The organism is Pseudomonas sp. RIT-PI-a (assembly GCF_001187875.1).
Lineage (GTDB): Bacteria > Pseudomonadota > Gammaproteobacteria > Pseudomonadales > Pseudomonadaceae > Aquipseudomonas > Aquipseudomonas coleopterorum.
This window is the reverse complement of the sequence record NZ_LGIR01000011.1, coordinates 865,185-881,233: the sequence shown is the minus strand read 5'-3', so window position 1 is coordinate 881,233 and position 16,049 is coordinate 865,185. Positions and strand designations below refer to the sequence as shown.

16 protein-coding genes and 2 pseudogenes are annotated in these 16,049 nt (G+C 61.3%); 11 read left to right on the top strand and 7 right to left on the bottom strand.

What is annotated here, in order from left to right; translation table 11 throughout:
• Window positions 1-167 precede the first annotated feature (167 nt).
• Window positions 168-1,064 carry a LysR substrate-binding domain-containing protein gene (locus AC788_RS06220; protein ID WP_049859730.1) on the bottom strand — a complete coding sequence of 299 codons (897 nt, stop codon included), beginning with the start codon at window positions 1,062-1,064 and terminating at the stop codon, window positions 168-170.
• 173 nt (window positions 1,065-1,237) lie between these two features.
• Here AC788_RS06220 and AC788_RS06215 point away from each other — a divergent pair, with 173 nt between their 5' ends.
• From AC788_RS06215 to AC788_RS22195, 9 genes and pseudogenes are all read left to right on the top strand, one after another.
• Window positions 1,238-2,179: a branched-chain amino acid ABC transporter permease gene (locus AC788_RS06215; RefSeq protein WP_049859729.1), complete on the top strand. Its 942-nt coding sequence runs from the start codon at window positions 1,238-1,240 to the stop codon at window positions 2,177-2,179.
• Window positions 2,176-3,267, top strand: coding sequence for a branched-chain amino acid ABC transporter permease (locus AC788_RS06210; RefSeq protein WP_049859728.1), 1,092 nt, complete (start codon window positions 2,176-2,178; stop codon window positions 3,265-3,267). Before AC788_RS06215 ends, AC788_RS06210 begins: the two co-directional genes overlap by 4 nt.
• The gene (locus tag AC788_RS06205) at window positions 3,264-4,037 is read left to right on the top strand and encodes an ABC transporter ATP-binding protein (RefSeq protein WP_049859727.1); all 774 of its coding nucleotides are present in this window, start codon (window positions 3,264-3,266) and stop codon (window positions 4,035-4,037) included. The genes AC788_RS06210 and AC788_RS06205 overlap by 4 nt, the downstream gene beginning before the upstream one ends.
• Entirely contained in the window at window positions 4,030-4,746 is a 717-nt protein-coding gene (locus tag AC788_RS06200) for an ABC transporter ATP-binding protein (RefSeq protein WP_049859726.1), read from the top strand. Before AC788_RS06205 ends, AC788_RS06200 begins: the two co-directional genes overlap by 8 nt.
• Before the next feature lie 144 nt (window positions 4,747-4,890).
• Window positions 4,891-6,045, top strand: coding sequence for a branched-chain amino acid ABC transporter substrate-binding protein (locus AC788_RS06195; RefSeq protein ID WP_049859725.1), 1,155 nt, complete (start codon window positions 4,891-4,893; stop codon window positions 6,043-6,045).
• A gap of 44 nt (window positions 6,046-6,089) precedes the next feature.
• Window positions 6,090-6,581, top strand: coding sequence for an L-2-amino-thiazoline-4-carboxylic acid hydrolase (locus AC788_RS06190; protein ID WP_049859724.1), 492 nt, complete (start codon window positions 6,090-6,092; stop codon window positions 6,579-6,581).
• A complete protein-coding gene (locus AC788_RS06185) occupies window positions 6,578-7,810 on the top strand; it encodes a Zn-dependent hydrolase (RefSeq protein WP_049859723.1) in 1,233 nt (410 codons plus the stop codon). Before AC788_RS06190 ends, AC788_RS06185 begins: the two co-directional genes overlap by 4 nt.
• A 123-nt stretch (window positions 7,811-7,933) precedes the next feature.
• Window positions 7,934-8,980, top strand: a pseudogene (locus AC788_RS22060) (PAS domain-containing protein); the annotation flags it as partial.
• A 63-nt stretch (window positions 8,981-9,043) separates the two neighbouring features.
• A pseudogene (locus tag AC788_RS22195) lies at window positions 9,044-9,268 on the top strand (methyl-accepting chemotaxis protein); the annotation flags it as partial.
• Between the two features lie 112 nt (window positions 9,269-9,380).
• Here AC788_RS22195 and AC788_RS06175 read toward each other — a convergent pair.
• Window positions 9,381-10,052, bottom strand: coding sequence for a Crp/Fnr family transcriptional regulator (locus tag AC788_RS06175; RefSeq protein ID WP_049859721.1), 672 nt, complete (start codon window positions 10,050-10,052; stop codon window positions 9,381-9,383).
• A 93-nt stretch (window positions 10,053-10,145) separates the two neighbouring features.
• On the opposite strand from AC788_RS06175, the gene AC788_RS06170 reads away from it, so the two are divergent.
• Window positions 10,146-10,817 carry a hypothetical protein gene (locus AC788_RS06170; RefSeq protein ID WP_049859720.1) on the top strand — a complete coding sequence of 224 codons (672 nt, stop codon included), beginning with the start codon at window positions 10,146-10,148 and terminating at the stop codon, window positions 10,815-10,817.
• A gap of 22 nt (window positions 10,818-10,839) precedes the next feature.
• Here AC788_RS06170 and AC788_RS06165 read toward each other — a convergent pair whose 3' ends face one another.
• Together AC788_RS06165 and AC788_RS06160 are read right to left on the bottom strand one after the other, a co-directional pair.
• Window positions 10,840-11,775, bottom strand: a complete 936-nt coding sequence (locus AC788_RS06165; protein WP_049859719.1) for a sensor domain-containing diguanylate cyclase — start codon at window positions 11,773-11,775, stop codon at window positions 10,840-10,842.
• Window positions 11,776-11,865: 90 nt separating this feature from the next.
• Window positions 11,866-12,180 carry a DUF7693 family protein gene (locus AC788_RS06160; RefSeq protein ID WP_049859718.1) on the bottom strand — a complete coding sequence of 105 codons (315 nt, stop codon included), beginning with the start codon at window positions 12,178-12,180 and terminating at the stop codon, window positions 11,866-11,868.
• A 14-nt stretch (window positions 12,181-12,194) separates the two neighbouring features.
• Here AC788_RS06160 and AC788_RS06155 point away from each other — a divergent pair, with 14 nt between their 5' ends.
• A complete protein-coding gene (locus AC788_RS06155) occupies window positions 12,195-13,022 on the top strand; it encodes a YoaK family protein (protein ID WP_330218325.1) in 828 nt (275 codons plus the stop codon).
• Window positions 13,023-13,114: 92 nt separating this feature from the next.
• Here the strand turns inward: AC788_RS06155 and AC788_RS06150 are convergent, their stop codons facing one another.
• From AC788_RS06150 to AC788_RS06140, 3 genes are read right to left on the bottom strand one after another with little or no spacing between them, the layout of a single operon-like run.
• On the bottom strand, window positions 13,115-14,188 hold the full coding sequence (locus tag AC788_RS06150) for a polyamine ABC transporter substrate-binding protein (RefSeq protein ID WP_049859716.1): 1,074 nt from the start codon (window positions 14,186-14,188) through the stop codon (window positions 13,115-13,117).
• Between the two features lie 44 nt (window positions 14,189-14,232).
• The gene (locus AC788_RS06145) at window positions 14,233-14,574 is read right to left on the bottom strand and encodes a cupin domain-containing protein (protein ID WP_049859715.1); all 342 of its coding nucleotides are present in this window, start codon (window positions 14,572-14,574) and stop codon (window positions 14,233-14,235) included.
• The gene (locus tag AC788_RS06140) at window positions 14,571-15,995 is read right to left on the bottom strand and encodes an NAD(P)/FAD-dependent oxidoreductase (RefSeq protein WP_049859714.1); all 1,425 of its coding nucleotides are present in this window, start codon (window positions 15,993-15,995) and stop codon (window positions 14,571-14,573) included. Before AC788_RS06140 ends, AC788_RS06145 begins: the two co-directional genes overlap by 4 nt.
• Window positions 15,996-16,049: the final 54 nt, after the last annotated feature.

Sequence of the window (16,049 nt, the reverse complement as noted above, 5' to 3'; positions counted from 1 at the left end):
CACCGCCGCAGGCATCCGCAAAGTTTCGGCAACATACTCTGAAAGACCGGGGCGCTGGTAGCCTGGTTCTTGCATCGTGCTGATACTTTTTTGCCAGCGAGTCCAGTCGCGTACACCGCTGCAGCTGCAGCGTCGGCCCGTTTGCAGCGTCCGTCAGCGCTCATGGATCATTTTCCCAGTGTGCGCTTTATCCACTCGTGCAGTTTGCTGCCCTCGACCGACAGCTCGCCACCCGTGCGGCGGCACAGGTAGTACGCGCGCCCATCGTCGATTTTCCGCGGCGACAGCCTGATCAGTTCGCCTGAGGCCTCCAGGTGCGCCACCATCGGCGCCCGCAACAGGCCGCAACCCAAGCCCGTGAGCGTTGCGGTCAGCGTCAGTTGGCCGTCTTCGAACAGCATGCCTTGCAGTGCGCCAGGGTGTTTGGTACCGCCTTCGGCAAACCACTGCGCCCAGGTGCCGCGCTCTTCATCGTGCAGCAGCGGCACCTGGCGCAGATCTTCCAGGCTGTCCAGTGGGCCACGGGCGGCGTGAAAATCCCGGCTGCAATAGGGGGTCAGCGCGCCGCTGAGCAGCAGCTCGCTATGGTAGCCAGGCCAGTGCCCGGTACCGAATCGGATCGACAGGTCCGCCGCATCGCTGGGATAACTGCGGTGGTTCGCGTACGTCACGTTGATGTCCAGCCCCGGGTTCTCCTGAAGGAACACCGGCAGGCGTGGAATGAACAGGTTGAAGCCGAACATGGGAATCATGCTGATGGTGATCTGCCGCAGTGCGGACTTTTCGCGCACATGTTCAGTGGCGCTGCGCAGCACCGCAAAGGCGGAGCGGATGGCCCGGTAGTATTCGCGGCCCTCTTCGGTCAGCACCAGGTTGCGCCCCTGGCGTATGGTCAGTGGCTGTTGCAGGAAGGTTTCCAACAAGCGCAACTGATGACTGACCGCAGAGGGTGAAATGTCCAGTTCGCGTGCCGCGGAATTGACCCCACCGTGACGGGCGAAGGCTTCGAACGTGCGCACTGCACGCAGCGGGGGATCGTTGGGCAATTGTTCTAAAATATTCATATATTGAATTTACCACGTCTTCGAAATGTGTGGAAACCCCTGATTTTATTCATCTGTTGAGCTGTATATTGCGTTAAATCAGATGGAATAAGCTTAGTAGAATTCGAGAGTTGATAAAAATAGAATAGATTATTACTGTGCCGCGGTCGTCGTCTTCGGAATGGTTCAACACCATGGATACCCTCATCCAGCAGGTGCTCAACGGGCTCTTGCTCGGCAGCCTGTATGCCTTGATCGCCCTGGGCTACACCATGGTCTACGGAATCTTGCGCATCATCAACTTCGCCCACGGCGATCTGCTCATGGTCGGTGCCCTGGTGGGCCTGTCGTCACTGCAGGGGTTGCAGGTTGCGCTGCCTGACTTGCCTGGCGTGGTCCAGCTACTGCTGGCAACGCTCCTGGCCATGGCCAGCTGCGCGGTACTGGCCATCGTGATCGAACGCGTAGCCTACCGCCGCCTGCGGCAGGCGCCACGGTTGGCGCCGCTGATCAGTGGAATCGGCGTGTCATTGCTGCTGCAAACCGTGGCCATGCTCATATGGTCGCGCAATCCACTGATGTTTCCCCAACTGCTGCCGCTCGACCCCATCCAGGTAACACCCGGCCCCACGGGCGCGATCACCAATGCGACCGCGCTGACGAGCATCGCTATTGCCTTGGCGGTGATGGCTGGTTTGTGGCTGCTGGTTGAACGCACCCGGCTGGGCCGGGCCATGCGCGCGGTGGCGGAGAACCCGCAGGTGGCAAGCCTGATGGGCATCGATCCCGATCGCGTTATCGTCATCACCTTTGCCGTAGGCGGCGCGTTGGCAGCATTGGCTGGCGTGATGATGGCCAGCAACTACGGAAGCGCCAACTTCTATATGGGGTTTCTGCCGGGCATCAAGGCGTTCACCGCAGCCGTGCTGGGAGGCATCGGCAACCTGCGCGGCGCCATGCTTGGTGGCATCTTGCTGGGTCTGATCGAAGCGCTGGGCACCGGTTATCTGGGGCAGGCCACGGGTGGCGTGCTGGGCAGCAACTATCAGGACGTGTTCGCGTTTCTGGTGTTGATCGCGGTACTGGTCCTGCGGCCCTCGGGCATTCTGGGCGAACGTCTGGCGAGCCGCGCATGAACGGTCTATCGATAGGATCCGTTGCCAAGGCACGAGCCGGAGGGCTATTGCTAGCCGTGGTGGTATTGCTGGCACCCTGGGTAGTGGGGCAGGCCGGTGGCAATTCTTGGGTGCGGACCCTGGACTTTGCGCTGCTCTACCTGATGCTGGCGCTGGGGCTGAACATCGTCGTGGGTTATGCCGGTCTGTTGGACATGGGATTTATCGCGTTTTACGCGGTGGGCGCCTACTTGACTGCGCTGTTGGCCTCGCCGCATATGGCGGTGCACTTCGCGTTGCTGGCGGACTGGTTCGGACCGGGGCTGCATGTCGGCATCGGTTGGCTGGTGCCGTTGGCCGCACTGCTGGCAGCCGGCGTCGGTGTACTTCTGGGCGCGCCGACCTTGCGCTTGCGCGGTGACTACCTGGCCATCGTTACCTTGGGCTTCGGTGAAATCATTCGTGTACTGATGCGCAACCTGGATCGCCCGGTGAACATCACCAACGGTGCCAAAGGCATTTCCTCGGTGGATCCGGTCAGCCTGTTCGGTTTCAGCCTGGCGCGAACCCAGGATGTATTGGGTCTGCGCCTGCCCTCGGTCTACCTCTACTATTACCTGTTCGCCGCCTTGGCGTTGGCGATCGTATTCATCTGCATGCGCCTGGAGAATTCGCGTATCGGCCGCGCCTGGGTCGCGATTCGGGAGGACGAAGACGCCGCCAAGGCCATGGGTATCGACACCGTGCGTTTCAAATTGCTGGCCTTTGCCATGGGCGCTGCATTCGGTGGCGTGAGCGGCGCCATGTTTGCTTCGTTTCAGGGTTTCGTGTCGCCGGAGTCGTTCAGCCTCAACGAATCCATCGTGGTATTGGCCATGGTGGTGCTGGGCGGTATGGGCCACATTCCGGGCGTGGTGTTGGGCTGCCTGTTGCTGGCGGCATTGCCCGAACTGCTGCGCGCCAGTCTGGCACCGCTGCAACAGGCCCTGTTCGGTTATGTGCCGGTCGATCCAGAGATCATCCGCCAGTTGATCTACGGCCTAGCCCTCATCCTGGCGATGCTGTACCGCCCGGCCGGGCTGTGGCCGGCATCGGGAGGTGGACGATGAGCGCGCCTGTATTGCAGATCGAACAGGTCAGCATGCGCTTCGGCGGAGTGCTCGCGCTCGACGACGTCAGCCTGAACATCACGCCAGGTCATGTGCATGGATTGATCGGGCCCAACGGGGCGGGCAAGACCACCTTCTTCAATGTGATCACCGGGCTGTACCAGGCCGAGCAAGGGCGCTTCCTGCTCGACGGCGTTGCCTACCGGCCGACGCAGGTGCACAAGGTGGCACAGGCTGGAATCGCCCGTACGTTCCAGAACATTCGCCTGTTCAAAGGCATGACGGTCCTGGAAAACGTCATGGTCGGGCGCCATGTGCGCACCCACAACGGCCTGTGGGCTGCCTTGACACGGCACCGCCGCGCGCGTGACGAAGAGCGCGAAACCCGCGACACGGCGCAGGAGCTGCTGGATTACGTCGGCATTGGCCAATGGGCCGACAGCCCAGCCGATTCACTTTCATATGGGCATCAGCGTCGTCTGGAAATCGCCCGTGCGCTGGCCACCGAACCCAGGCTGCTGGCGCTCGATGAACCAGCAGCCGGCATGAACGCCACCGAGAAGCTTCAGCTGCGCAGCCTGCTGGAGAGAATTCGCGATGACGGACACACCGTGCTGCTGATCGAGCATGACGTGAAACTGGTGATGGGCATCTGCGACCGCATCAGCGTCCTGGACTACGGTCGGGTGATTGCCGAGGGCGCGCCCGATGTGGTCCGTCGACACCCAGCTGTGATCCAGGCCTACCTGGGAGGAGGCGCTCATGTCTGACGTGCTGCTGGATATTCGCGACCTGCGCGTGCGGTACGGCGCCATCGAAGCGGTGAAAGGCATCGATCTGCACGTCAACGCCGGCGAGCGCGTCACTCTCATCGGCGCGAACGGCGCAGGGAAAACGTCGACCCTCAAGGCGTTGGCCGGCCTGTTGCCCATGGCCTCTGGCGACATCCGATTCGACGGTCATTCCATTCGCGCGGTTCCGGCCCACCGCCTGCCCCGGCAGGGTGTTTCCCTGGTGCCCGAGGGGCGCGGCATTTTTGCCCGCATGAGCGTGCTGGAGAATCTTCAGGCTGGCGCCTACCTGAGGCGTGACCGCGAGCAGGTCGATGAAGACATGGAGGGGCTGTTCGAGCATTTTCCGCGCCTGCGTGAGCGCTTGGGCCAGTCCGCCGGGCTGTTGTCCGGTGGCGAGCAACAGATGTTGGCCCTGGCTCGCGCGCTGCTGTCACGTCCACGGCTGCTGATTCTGGATGAACTGTCGATGGGCCTTGCGCCCATCATGGTCGAGAAGATCTTCGCGGTGATAGACGCGGTGTGCCAGGCCGGCATGACGCTGCTGTTGGTGGAGCAAAACGCTCGCCTGGCGCTGCAGGTGACCGACCGCGCCTATGTAATGGACAGCGGTCGCATCCATCTCACTGGCAACAGTGCCGCACTGCTCGATGATCCCGGCATCCGCGAGGCCTATCTGGGTGAATGAACGCTCGATCGGATGACGATGGCGCAGGTGTTCCTCTCCGATCTTTTTTCGAATTTTGCTGCACCTTCGACGCTACCGGACGGCCGGCGTGTTCCGACCCGCGTATGACTGGCATCGCCAGCCCGAGAACCACAGGAAATCGACATGAAACGCTCTACTCCATTCAAACGTGCCGCCGTCATCGGACTGGCCATCAGCGGCCTGGCCAGCGCCATCGCTCAAGCCGATCAGGAAGTACTGATTGGCCTGGCCGGCCCCCTGACCGGTCCCTCTGCCCGTATCGGCAAAGATCTGGAAAACGGCGCACGCTTGGCCATCAGCGACGCCAATGCGCGGCACATAAAGATTGGCGGCCAAACCGTTACCTTCAAACTGTTGAGCGAAGATGACCAGTCCGACCCGCGCACTGCGGTGACCGTGGCCCAGCGTCTGGTAGACGCTGGCGTCGTTGGCGTAGTGGGGCACTGGAACACAGGCACCAGCATTCCGGCGGCACGGGTCTACCACGATGCCGGTATCGCCCAGGTAGCACCGGTCGCCACCGGCCATGCGTACACCCAGCAGGGCTTCGATACCAGTTTCCGCATCATGGGCCATGACGACGATGGCGGTCAGGTAGCGGGCGATTACGCGCTAAAGACGCTGAAAGCGCAGCGTATTGCCGTCATCGATGATCGTACCGCCTTCGGACAAGGTTTGGCTGACCAGTTCGTCAAGTCGGTCGACAACCACGCAGGCCACGTTGTCGCCCGCGAATACGTGGACGACAAGACCGTCGATTTCAGCCCGGTGCTGACAACGCTCAAGGCGCAGAATCCGGACCTGATCTTCTTCGGCGGCGTCGATGCTCAGGCGGCTCCTTTGGCTCGTCGCATCAAGCAACTGGGCATCAATGCCACGTTGATGGGCGCCGGTGGTTTCGTCAGCCAGACGTTTCTGGAACTGGCGCAGAAAGACGGAGAAGGCGTAACGGCACTGGAGCCGGGCCTGGCGGTGTCGCAGATGCCGGGTGGCAAGGCTTTCGAACAGGCCTACCGCGAGCGTTTCAAGGCGCCCATCGAATTGCACGCGCCGTTTGCTTACGACGGTGTCGGCGTCCTGATCGCCGCCCTGGAAAAAGCCGACTCGGTGGATCCGGCCAAGTACTTGCCGGTCTTGCGTGCAAGTCAGTATTCAGGAGTCACCGGCACCATCGCCTTCGACGCTCAGGGCAACCTCAAAGACCCTTCGTTCACGGTGTACCAGGTCAAGGCCAATCAATGGCAGCCGGTCAGCGTGGCTCACGGCGAACAACAGTAACCAGAATGGCGCGGGCCAACCCGCGCCTTTGCAGGAGAGAGAGCATGAGCAGTCATGACGGTGAGCTGGGCATTCTGGCCCGTCGGCGCATCGAAGCCGAAATCATCAAGCCGATCTACGAGATTCTCAAACGCGAACACGGCCAGGCCCACGCCGCTGCGGTGATCGGCGAGGCCGTGGGCAACGCCGCGATCGAAGCAGGCCGACACTTCGCCGCACGTGAGCCTGAGGGTGCCGACCTCCAAAGTTTCGTCGAACTGCAGGTACTGTGGGAGAAGGACGATGCCCTGAAAGTCGAAGTCATCGCCAGCGATGCCCAACATTATGACTATGACGTGCAGCGTTGCCGCTATGCCGAGATGTACCACGAAATGGGCCTGGGCGAGATCGGCCATCTGCTCTCATGCAATCGCGACGAATTGTTCATCGTGGGCTATAACCCCGACATCGAATTAACCCGTACCCAAACCATCATGGGCGGTGCGCCGCGGTGTGATTTTCGCTATCGCGCCAAGCCTCAGGAGGCAGGCTCATGAGCGCGGCGCTGCGAGTCGACGGCGAGCGTCTATGGGAATCGCTGATGACCATGGCCCAGCATGGCGCCACATCCGCTGGCGGCGTCTCGCGCCTGGCATTGAGCGACGAGGATCGTCTGGGCCGCGATCTTTTCGTGCAGTGGGCGCGAGCGGTCGGCTGCAGCATTCGTGTCGACACCATGGGTAACATCTTCGCGCGCCGCGAAGGCACTGACCCCAGCTTGGCGCCTGTGCTGACCGGCTCGCACGGCGACTCCCAGCCGGCTGGCGGCAAGTTCGACGGCATCTATGGCGTGCTGGCGGGCCTGGAAGTGCTGCGCACCCTCAACGACCACGGTGTCCAGACGCAGCGGGCCATCGAGGTGGTCAACTGGACCAACGAAGAGGGTTCGCGCTTCGCTCCGGCGATGATCGCTTCCGGGGTCTATACCGGTGTCTTCGACCTGGCCTATGGTTTGTCGCGTACAGACGCGCAAGGCGTGAGCCTTGGGCAGGCGCTGGAGCACATCGGCTACGCGGGTAGCCATCCCTGCCAGGCCGGGCCGGTGCATGCGGCGTTCGAGTTGCACATCGAGCAGGGGCCGATCCTGGAGGCACAGGATTTCACCATTGGCGTCGTAACTGGGGCGCAGGGGCAGCGCTGGTACGAAGTCGACCTGATCGGACGCAGCGCTCACGCCGGTACCACGCCAATGGACCATCGCCTTGATGCCCTGTTGGGATTTGCGCGGGTCGTGGAAGCGGTGAACGGCCTCGGTCTCGCCCACGGCGACGAAGGCCGCGCCACGGTGGGCATGGCGCAGATCCATCCCAACTCACGCAACGTGGTGCCGGGGCGGGTGCATTTTAGCGTTGAATTCCGTCATCCCGATGAGTCCGCACTGGAGCAACTCGATGGCCTATTGCGCACGGCGGTACGTGACATCGCCGAGGCCATAGGTCTGCACTGGCACGTCGAGCAGATTTTCCAGTATGCCCCCATCGCGTTCGATGCCGACTGTGTGGCTGTGGTCCGCAGTGCCAGTGAAAAGCTGGGCTATCGCAGTCGTTCGATCATCTCCGGTGCCGGGCATGACGCCTGTTACCTGAACCGAGTGGCGCCCACCGCCATGATCTTCGTTCCCTGCGTGGATGGCCTGAGCCATAACGAGGCAGAGCACATCCACCCGCACTGGGCTGAAGCCGGTGCGAACGTGTTGTTGCAGGCGGTGTTGGGCAAGGCTGAGTGAGGGGACTGGCCCGTATCCAATCATTCTGTTTGCAGCAATCTCATGACTCACGGACTGACCGGAAAAACCTTTAAATACCTATACAGTTTTCCAGTTCTGTGACGATACAGATGGCGAGGTGCCATGGATCAGGCCCGCCACCTGTATAGAGCTCTATTCATGCCTGTCCTGTTTCCTTTGCGCCGCGATCGGCGCGCCTTGCAACAATTGCTGTCCGCCCTCACTCAGGGTACCGAACCTCAGCTGCGAGGGTGTGCCGCCGCCCCGGCGGTCAATCGCGCGCTGGAGGCCGTCAATCAATCCCGCAGCCACGCCGAAACACGGATTGCCGCCCTCGAAGCGGAACTCGAAACCGCCCGCGAACTGTTGCGCGAAACCGAACAAGCGGCTCGTGCCCACGAGGTCAGATTCGACCTGGTCAACCGCGCCTCCAGCGAAGGCTTGTGGGACATGGAGGTCGTGGCCGGCGACCCGGTCAATCCCAACAATCGCTTTTGGTGGTCGCAGCAGTTGCGCAACCTGCTGGGTTTCAATGACGAGCGTGATTTCCCGAACGTGCTGGCCAGTTGGGCAGATCGCCTGCATCCGCAGGACAAGCAAGCGACGCTGGATGCCTTCGCACGTCACCTCAACGACAAGTCAGGCCACACGCCATACAAGGTCAAGAATCGCCTGGCGATGAAAGACGGCAGCTACCGTTGGTTCTACGCCCAGGGCGAGACCCTGCGCGATGCCCAGGGCCGGCCTGTGCGGGTCGCCGGCTCGTTGCGCGACATTCACGATGAGCTGCAACGGGACCACGAGCACGAAGTCATCATCACGCGGTTCGAACTGGCTCGGGAGATGCTGTCCGATGGCCTCTGGGACATGGAAGTGATCGCTGGGGATCCGGTCAACCCGAAGAATCCCTTCTGGTGGTCGACGCAATTCCGCAGGCTGCTGGGCTTCGAAACCGTCGAAGAGTTCCCCGATGTACTCGACAGCTGGGCCTCCAGACTGCACCCGGAGGACAAGGAACGCAGCCTGGCCGCTTTCGGCAGCCACCTGAACGATCGCTCGGGCAAGACGCCATTCGACATCGAGTACCGGCTGAAAATGAAAACCGGCGAGTATCGCTGGTTCCGCGCTCGCGGCCAGACGCGTCGGGATGCGCAGGGCGCACCCCTGCGCGTGGTCGGCGCGCTGGTGGACGTCAATCTGCTGCACGAGCAGCAGGCGTTGCGCGAAGCGGAGGTGGAGCACCAGCGCACCCTGGAAGACAACATCGCGCAGCTGTCGCAGATCGTCTCCACCATCCAGAGCATCGCCAACCAGACCAACCTGCTGGCGCTGAACGCAGCCATCGAAGCAGCGCGCGCGGGCGAAGCCGGGCGCGGGTTCGCCGTGGTCGCGGACGAGGTGCGCAAGCTGGCGACGCGGACGACCGAAGCGACCGAACAGGCGGCCGGGATGATTTCGCGGTAGGTCGTTGCCACCGCGTGCGCTTACGGCGCGCGGTGGCACAGGACCATTGATAACATCATGACACTACGGTTATCCGCGACCATCCCTCTACTTTTGCGAGGGCAGCCTAGTGTTCTCGGGTGGCGTTTTCGAGCTTTTGCAGGTCGACAATGACGATCGCACGGTACTGGAGTGTCAACAGCCCTTCGCTTTCCCAGAGTTTCAACTGCCGATTGACGCTCTGGCGAGAAACGCCCAGCTGCTGGGCGAGACTTTCCTGACTGATCTTGAGGATGGGCGCCTGTTGGCTACCCGAGCGATGAATCATGGCCGCAAGACGCGTGGCCAGCCTGACGGGCAGGGGCGTGAGGATTGCACTTGCGGCCCAATCCAGCGCCATTCGGTATCTGCTGCAGACCAGACGTGTGATAGCCAACAGCACATCCGGTCGCTCCTCTATGATCTGCCAGAACTCGCTTGCAGGAAGCACGGCCACCTCAACTGAAGAGCTGGCGCGAACATCATAGGTTCTCGGCAAACCATCCAGAAGCGGGACTTCCCCGAACCAATCACCCATACCCAGGGAAGTAAGAAAAAGCGGACGTCCGCTGGCGCTCTGGCTGTTGACTCGCAACGTGCCCCTGATCACCCGGAACATGCCGAGGGGTTCCGAACCCTGGGGAAACACTGCCTCGGACTTCACCAGCCTTTTGACGCGCGCGCCTTGGAGCAGACGCGCATCGACTTCGGGCGGTAGCGACCAGAGTGAGGAGGGCACTGCGGTAAATGGTCCCGACATTGCCAATACCCGACAATCTTGTTTTCGAGCCTTGGATACTATCAAAAGCCTCTAGCCTGTAGACGACAGGCCTACTGGAAGCAGGAACACAGCATGTACGTTGGTCACTTCGCAATTGGCCTGGCAATCAAGGCCCGTTACCCCAAGGTTCCCGCGTTGCCCATCATGATGGGCGTCGGCTTCCTGGATCTGTTGGACGGGATCTTCATTCTGCTGGGTTTCAATACAGTAACCCCCAATCTGGCCAGTGGGCCCTACCTGTTTTTCGATCTGACCTTTATCGATTGGGACCATTCCCTGCTCGCTGCGCTGTTCTGGTCCGTGATCTGGGGGCTGCTGTTCAGCAAGCACCGTGCAGTCGCGGCGGTGGCGGCCTTGGCGGCCTTCTCACACTTCATCGCCGACTGGCCGATGCACAATAGCGACCTGGCACTTTACCCACACTCGGTCGAGCACTACGGGTATGGGCTGTGGGGCAAACTGGGAACGCTCGCCTGGGTCCTCGAAGGCGTTTTCTCGGCGGTGCTGGCTGTCTATGCCTGGCGGATCAGCGCGCGCCGCGGAGTCAGCCTGGTCTGGCCCTGTACGGTGCTGGTCGTCCTGTTCCTGCAGCTTTCCCCAGTGGCTTCGCCGATGAAACTCGTGGCTACCTTGCAGGAGCCGTTGACGCACATCTTCCACGGAGCCCTGGTCTCACTGGGGTTCCTGATCCCCGGATTGTTGCTGACGTGGCTTCTGGACAGGGCGGAGCGAGTGTCCAGGTGAGCCTGGCGCCCAAGTGGGTCGATCACTGCGCCGAATACACCTTGATCTGCGATCTGCCCGCGCGCTTGGCCTGGTACAGCGCCTCATCCGCATGGCGCAGCAGCGTGTGCACGTCCTCGCCCGCTTCCGGGAAGAACGCGATGCCTATCGAGGAGGTGGTGTGGATTTCCTGGCCCTTCACGTTCCACCGATGGCTCAGGGATTCGCACAGGCGGCTGGCAACCTGAAGCGCCTGTTCCTGATCGGTGTGCGGTAGAAACGCAACGAACTCGTCGCCACCAATGCGCCCGAACAGATCGCCTTCGCGCAGGCAGAGGCGGGGGCGGCGGGCGGAAGCGATCAGCAACTCGTCGCCGAGCTCGTGACCCCGCTGGTCGTTGATCAGCTTGAAGCGATCCAGGTCCATGTAGATGAGTGCCGAAGGCAGTGGGGTGCTGGCAGGCGTCGTAGGTTGAGCCAATGCATGGGCGATCAGGTCGAGAATCCCCCTGCGGTTGGATATACCGGTCAAGGCATCCAGGTGGGCGAGGTTCTTGAAGCGTTCCTCGCTGGCTTGCAGGGCCTTCTCGGCAAGCTTGCGTTCGGTGATGTTGCGGCTGACGATCAGCAGCCGGTAGCGCGTACCGTCGGCATTGAAGGAGGGCGTCTTGATGACCTCCCAGGTATTGATGCGGTCATCCTGACCCATGAAGGATTTTTCGACGATCGTTGCGCGGCGGTTGCGCCAGGCCAACTCGTCTGTCTCGACGTTGCGCGCGAAACCCTCGGCAAACTTCGGCTGCAAGGTGAGCAGTTCGGCATCGGTGATACCGACGTAGTCGAAGCTGCTCATTTCGTAGGCGGCAAGGGCCGTCTTGTTGCAGAACAGCCATCGTCCGGCGCCGTCCTTGACGACGATGAACTCCTGAATGGCATTGAGGAGGGACAGAAAATCTACGTGGTCGGCATTCGGAGGCATGGTGGGGTGTTACCAGCGGGGCAGGGTAGCTTGATGAAAGGGTATCGGCTGCGGCTATGTGGTCTGAAGACCGGCTGTCGAAGGCTCGGCTCAGACTTCAGCCAGCAATTGCGCCAGCCGAGCATGCTCCCAGGTGCTCAAGAGTTCGATAGGATCGGTGCCGTACCGCTGGGCCGAGTCCAAGGCATACAGTCGGCCTTCAGGACTCAGGCAACGCTCGCAGTGGAAGCGACCGTCGTCGTGCTGATGGAAGGTGATGAGCCACCCATCGGCACCGACCGTCAGCGTTGAGTCGAGGGTGTTGGCCCAGCACGCGTCGCCCAGACGGTATAACGTGCGAGTCCCCAAGGCGATGTCTCGAAGCAACTGGCAGGTTTCGCGTGCGGTGAGAGGAGTTACGGACACCAGAAGGCTGCCACTTGAAAAAAGAAGGGCATGTTACAGGACTTTGGCGTATTGAACGGCTCATCACATCGAGAGTGGACAGCATGCCGATTCACTATTCAAGAAAGCTGACCGGCAGAGACCGCAGCAAGGCTGGCAACACGCAATTGGGATGTATCCTGGCGTTCGTTGCCGGAGCCATCAACGCAGGTGGATTTCTGGCCGTGCAGCAATACACGTCGCATATGACCGGTATCGTGTCGGCGATGGCCGATCATCTCGCTCTGGGTGCTTACGAAGTCGCCCTTGCAGGCATCGGAGCATTGTTTTCGTTTCTCGTTGGGGCGGCCTGTTCAGCCATCATGGTGAACTACGCTCGTCGTCACGACCTGCACAGCGAATACGCGTTGCCACTTCTGGTGGAGGCCGTATTGCTGCTGTGCTTTGGCCTGCTGGGTGCTCGACTCTCGGGGGTCGACGGCTTGTTCGTTTCCCTGACGGTGATGCTGCTGTGTTTCATCATGGGGCTGCAAAACGCGCTCATCACCAAACTCTCTGGAGCGGAGATACGCACGACTCATATCACGGGCATCGTGACCGATATCGGTATCGAGATAGGGAAGTTGCTGTATTGGAACGGCCCCAGTCCAATCAATCCGTTGAAGGTATCGGCAAACCTGCCGCGCCTGATGACTTTGACTTCGCTCCTGGGTTTTTTCTTTCTGGGGGGGCTGATCGGGGCACTGGGGTTCAAGACCATTGGCTATGTTGCAACGATTCCGCTGGCGTTGACGCTGATGTTGCTGGTTCTGGTGCCTGTTGCCGACGACCTGAATCGGGTTGCGAGAAACCGAAGCCGGTAAAGTGTTCCCGTCATCGCTGCAAATCATCATATCCGAACGCCGCCTGCGCCGAGAAACACCGCCAATGATTCCAGTCTCATCGGCGGATGACTTCACTGTCCGTTCTTGACCCGGCTCCACACCCGTGTGCGCAGACGGTCGTTTTCCAGAGGCATTGCCTCCAACACGAAGAGCTTCTTCATCACGCTCTCAGGTGGGTACACCATCGGATCGTCGAGGATAGCCTTGTCAGTCAGGGCCTCGGCAGCGGTATTGCCATTGGCGTAGTGCACGTGGTTGCTGATACCGGCCATCACTTTGGGTTCGAGCAGGTAGTTCAGAAACGCATAGCCGGCGGCCTCGTCAGGCGCATCGGCGGGCATGGCGACCATGTCGAACCACATCGGTGAGCCTTCCTTGGGAATGGCGTAGGCAATCTGCTGGCCATTCCCGGCTTCGCTGGCTCGGGCGGCGGCTTGCATCACGTCGCCAGAGAAGCCGACCACCAGGCACACGTCGCCGGTCGCAAGATCGCTGGTGTATTTGGAGTTATGGAAGTAACTCACATACGGACGCACGTTGAGCAGTAAGGCCTGTGCTTTCTCGTAGTCGGCCTTGTTTTTGCTGTGATGCGGCAGGCCAAGGTAGTTCAGGGCAATAGGCAGGATCTCGGGACCATTGTCGAGCATGGCCACGCCGCATTGGGCGAGTTTCTTCATGTTCTCGGGCTTGAACACGATATCCCACGAATCGATCTGCACGTCGCCCAGAACCGCCTTGACTTTGGCCACGTTGTAGCCGATGCCGGTGCTGCCCCACAGGTAGGGAAAACCGTAGCGGTTGCCAGGGTCGTTGGCCTCGAGCACCTTCATCAGGGTCGGGTTGAGGTTTTGCCAGTTAGGGAGCTTGCTTCGGTCCAAGGGTTTCAGCGCGCCGGCGGTGATCTGCCGGGCCATGAAGTGGTTGGAAGGAAATACCACATCGTAGCCGGAATGCCCGGCCATCAACTTGGCGTCGAGCACCTCGTTGCTGTCGTACAGGTCATACTGCGTCGGGTGTCCGGTCTGGGCGGTGAAGTTCTGCAGGGTGTCCGGGGCGATGTAACTGCTCCAGTTATAGATCCTGACGGTATCGGCTGCCTGAGCGGTAGACGCGATCAACACTAATGGAACGATCGACTTCAACATACAAGACCTCAACCTTTGTTCTAGGCGTTATGGATGAAGGCAGTTCAGAAAATCAGCACATAGCTTTTGCGGACGGTTTCTTGTACGTCCCAGATGCCCGTCGTGTTCGCGGGGAACATCAACGCGTCGCCGGCCTGGATATGAAGGGGCTCACCGCCATCGGGAGTGAAGGTGCAGCGCCCCTGGATGAAATGGCAGAACTCCTGCTGCACGATCTGGCGCCGCCAGCGGCCGGGCGTGCACTCCCAGACGCCGGCCTCGACTCCGTCATCACGCTCCACGTTCGTCGTGGCAACCTGTGAACGTGGCTCGCCCAGTGGTACGGCCACAGCACCCGGCTCGCCCAAGGGCAAGCGGGCAGTGTCGCGAAAGTGATCGATCTTCATGCAAACGGCTCCTTGGACTTCATCAGACGTTCCATGCAACCGGCCAGGCCTTCAGCCATCTGGCGCCGCCACCTAGGTGCATGGAGATTGGCCAGTACCTGATCCTCGTGAACGAAGCTCTGGATAATGGCGTTGTAACCCAGCCAGCGCAGCGGCTCAGGCTCCCAGCGAGGCAGGGCGGTCAGGGGCCGATCACCCAGTACCCAGGGCTGACGAGTCAGTTCGTTGTCCCGACCCAGGATCAACGCCGCGACCGTGCGGCCACCCAGGTTGCTGGCACCTACGCCTTCGCCGCCATAGCCTCCCGCCAGTGCGACCTGCTGGCTGCGATCGGCGAGCATGTGCGGGTGAAAACGCCGGGCGACGCCCAGGTTGCCGCCCCAGGCATGTGTCAGCCGCACGTTCCGCAGCATTGGAAACAGTTCACCAAACAGATGCCGACGCAACTCCCGTTCCGTCTGGGTGAGGTTGAAATCACTGCGCAGGCGGCCCCCGAAGCGGTAGCCTCCGCGGGCGCCAAACACCAGGCGGTCGTCTCGGCTGCGCTGACCGTAGGTGACCTGGCGGCTGTTTTCGCTGAAAGCCTGACCCCGGTTAAGACCGATTTCGGCCCAGACATCGGCCGGCAAGGGTTCGGTCGCGACGATCAGGCTTTGTGCAGCCACCTGGTATTTGTTCAGCGGGGGCAGGGCGCTGGCATAACCTTCGACTGCTGGGACGACCCAAGCGGCCTTCACCCGACCGAGTTCGGTTCGAACCTGGCCCGGCTTCCAGTCGAGCACTGTGCTTTGCTCGAAGATGCGTACACCCAGACGTTCCACGGCCTCGGCGAGCCCCCTGACCAGCCGTGCGGGTTGGATGGTCGCGCAGTGCGGTGAATACAGGGCGCCGTAGGCCTGGGCCACGTTCAGTTGCTCGCGCAAGGCTTGTGGACTCAACCAGCGGTAGTCCTCTTCACTCAAGCCTTGAGCACGAGCGGCATCGAGCTGTTCGCGCAGACGCCGTTCCTGCTCTGGATACCGCGCCGCGCAGTACAGCACGCCGCCTTTGCGCAGATCGCAATCGATGCTTTCAGCTTGGCATACCCTCGCCACTTCATCGGGAATCCCATGCAGCAGGTCATAGCCGGCTTGGCGCTGCGCCGCCGACAGCGGCCCAAGCAACCGGTCTTCGCCCAGCAGATTGCCCATCAACCAGCCGCCATTGCGTCCAGAGGCGCCAAAGCCGGCAATCTGAGCTTCCACGATAACGACGTTCAGGTGGGGTGCCTGTTGTTTGAGGTAGTAGGCCGTCCAGAGGCCGCTGTAGCCGGCGCCGATGATCACGACGTCTGCGTCCAGATCCTCACGCAACGCCGGGCGCGGCGTCAGTGCCTCACCCAGCTGTTCCATCCACAAGCTCACGCCAGCCCAGCCCGCCATCACATGCTCCGTCGGTTGATTGCCGATGCAGATTAATGCGCTGGGGCAGGGGAG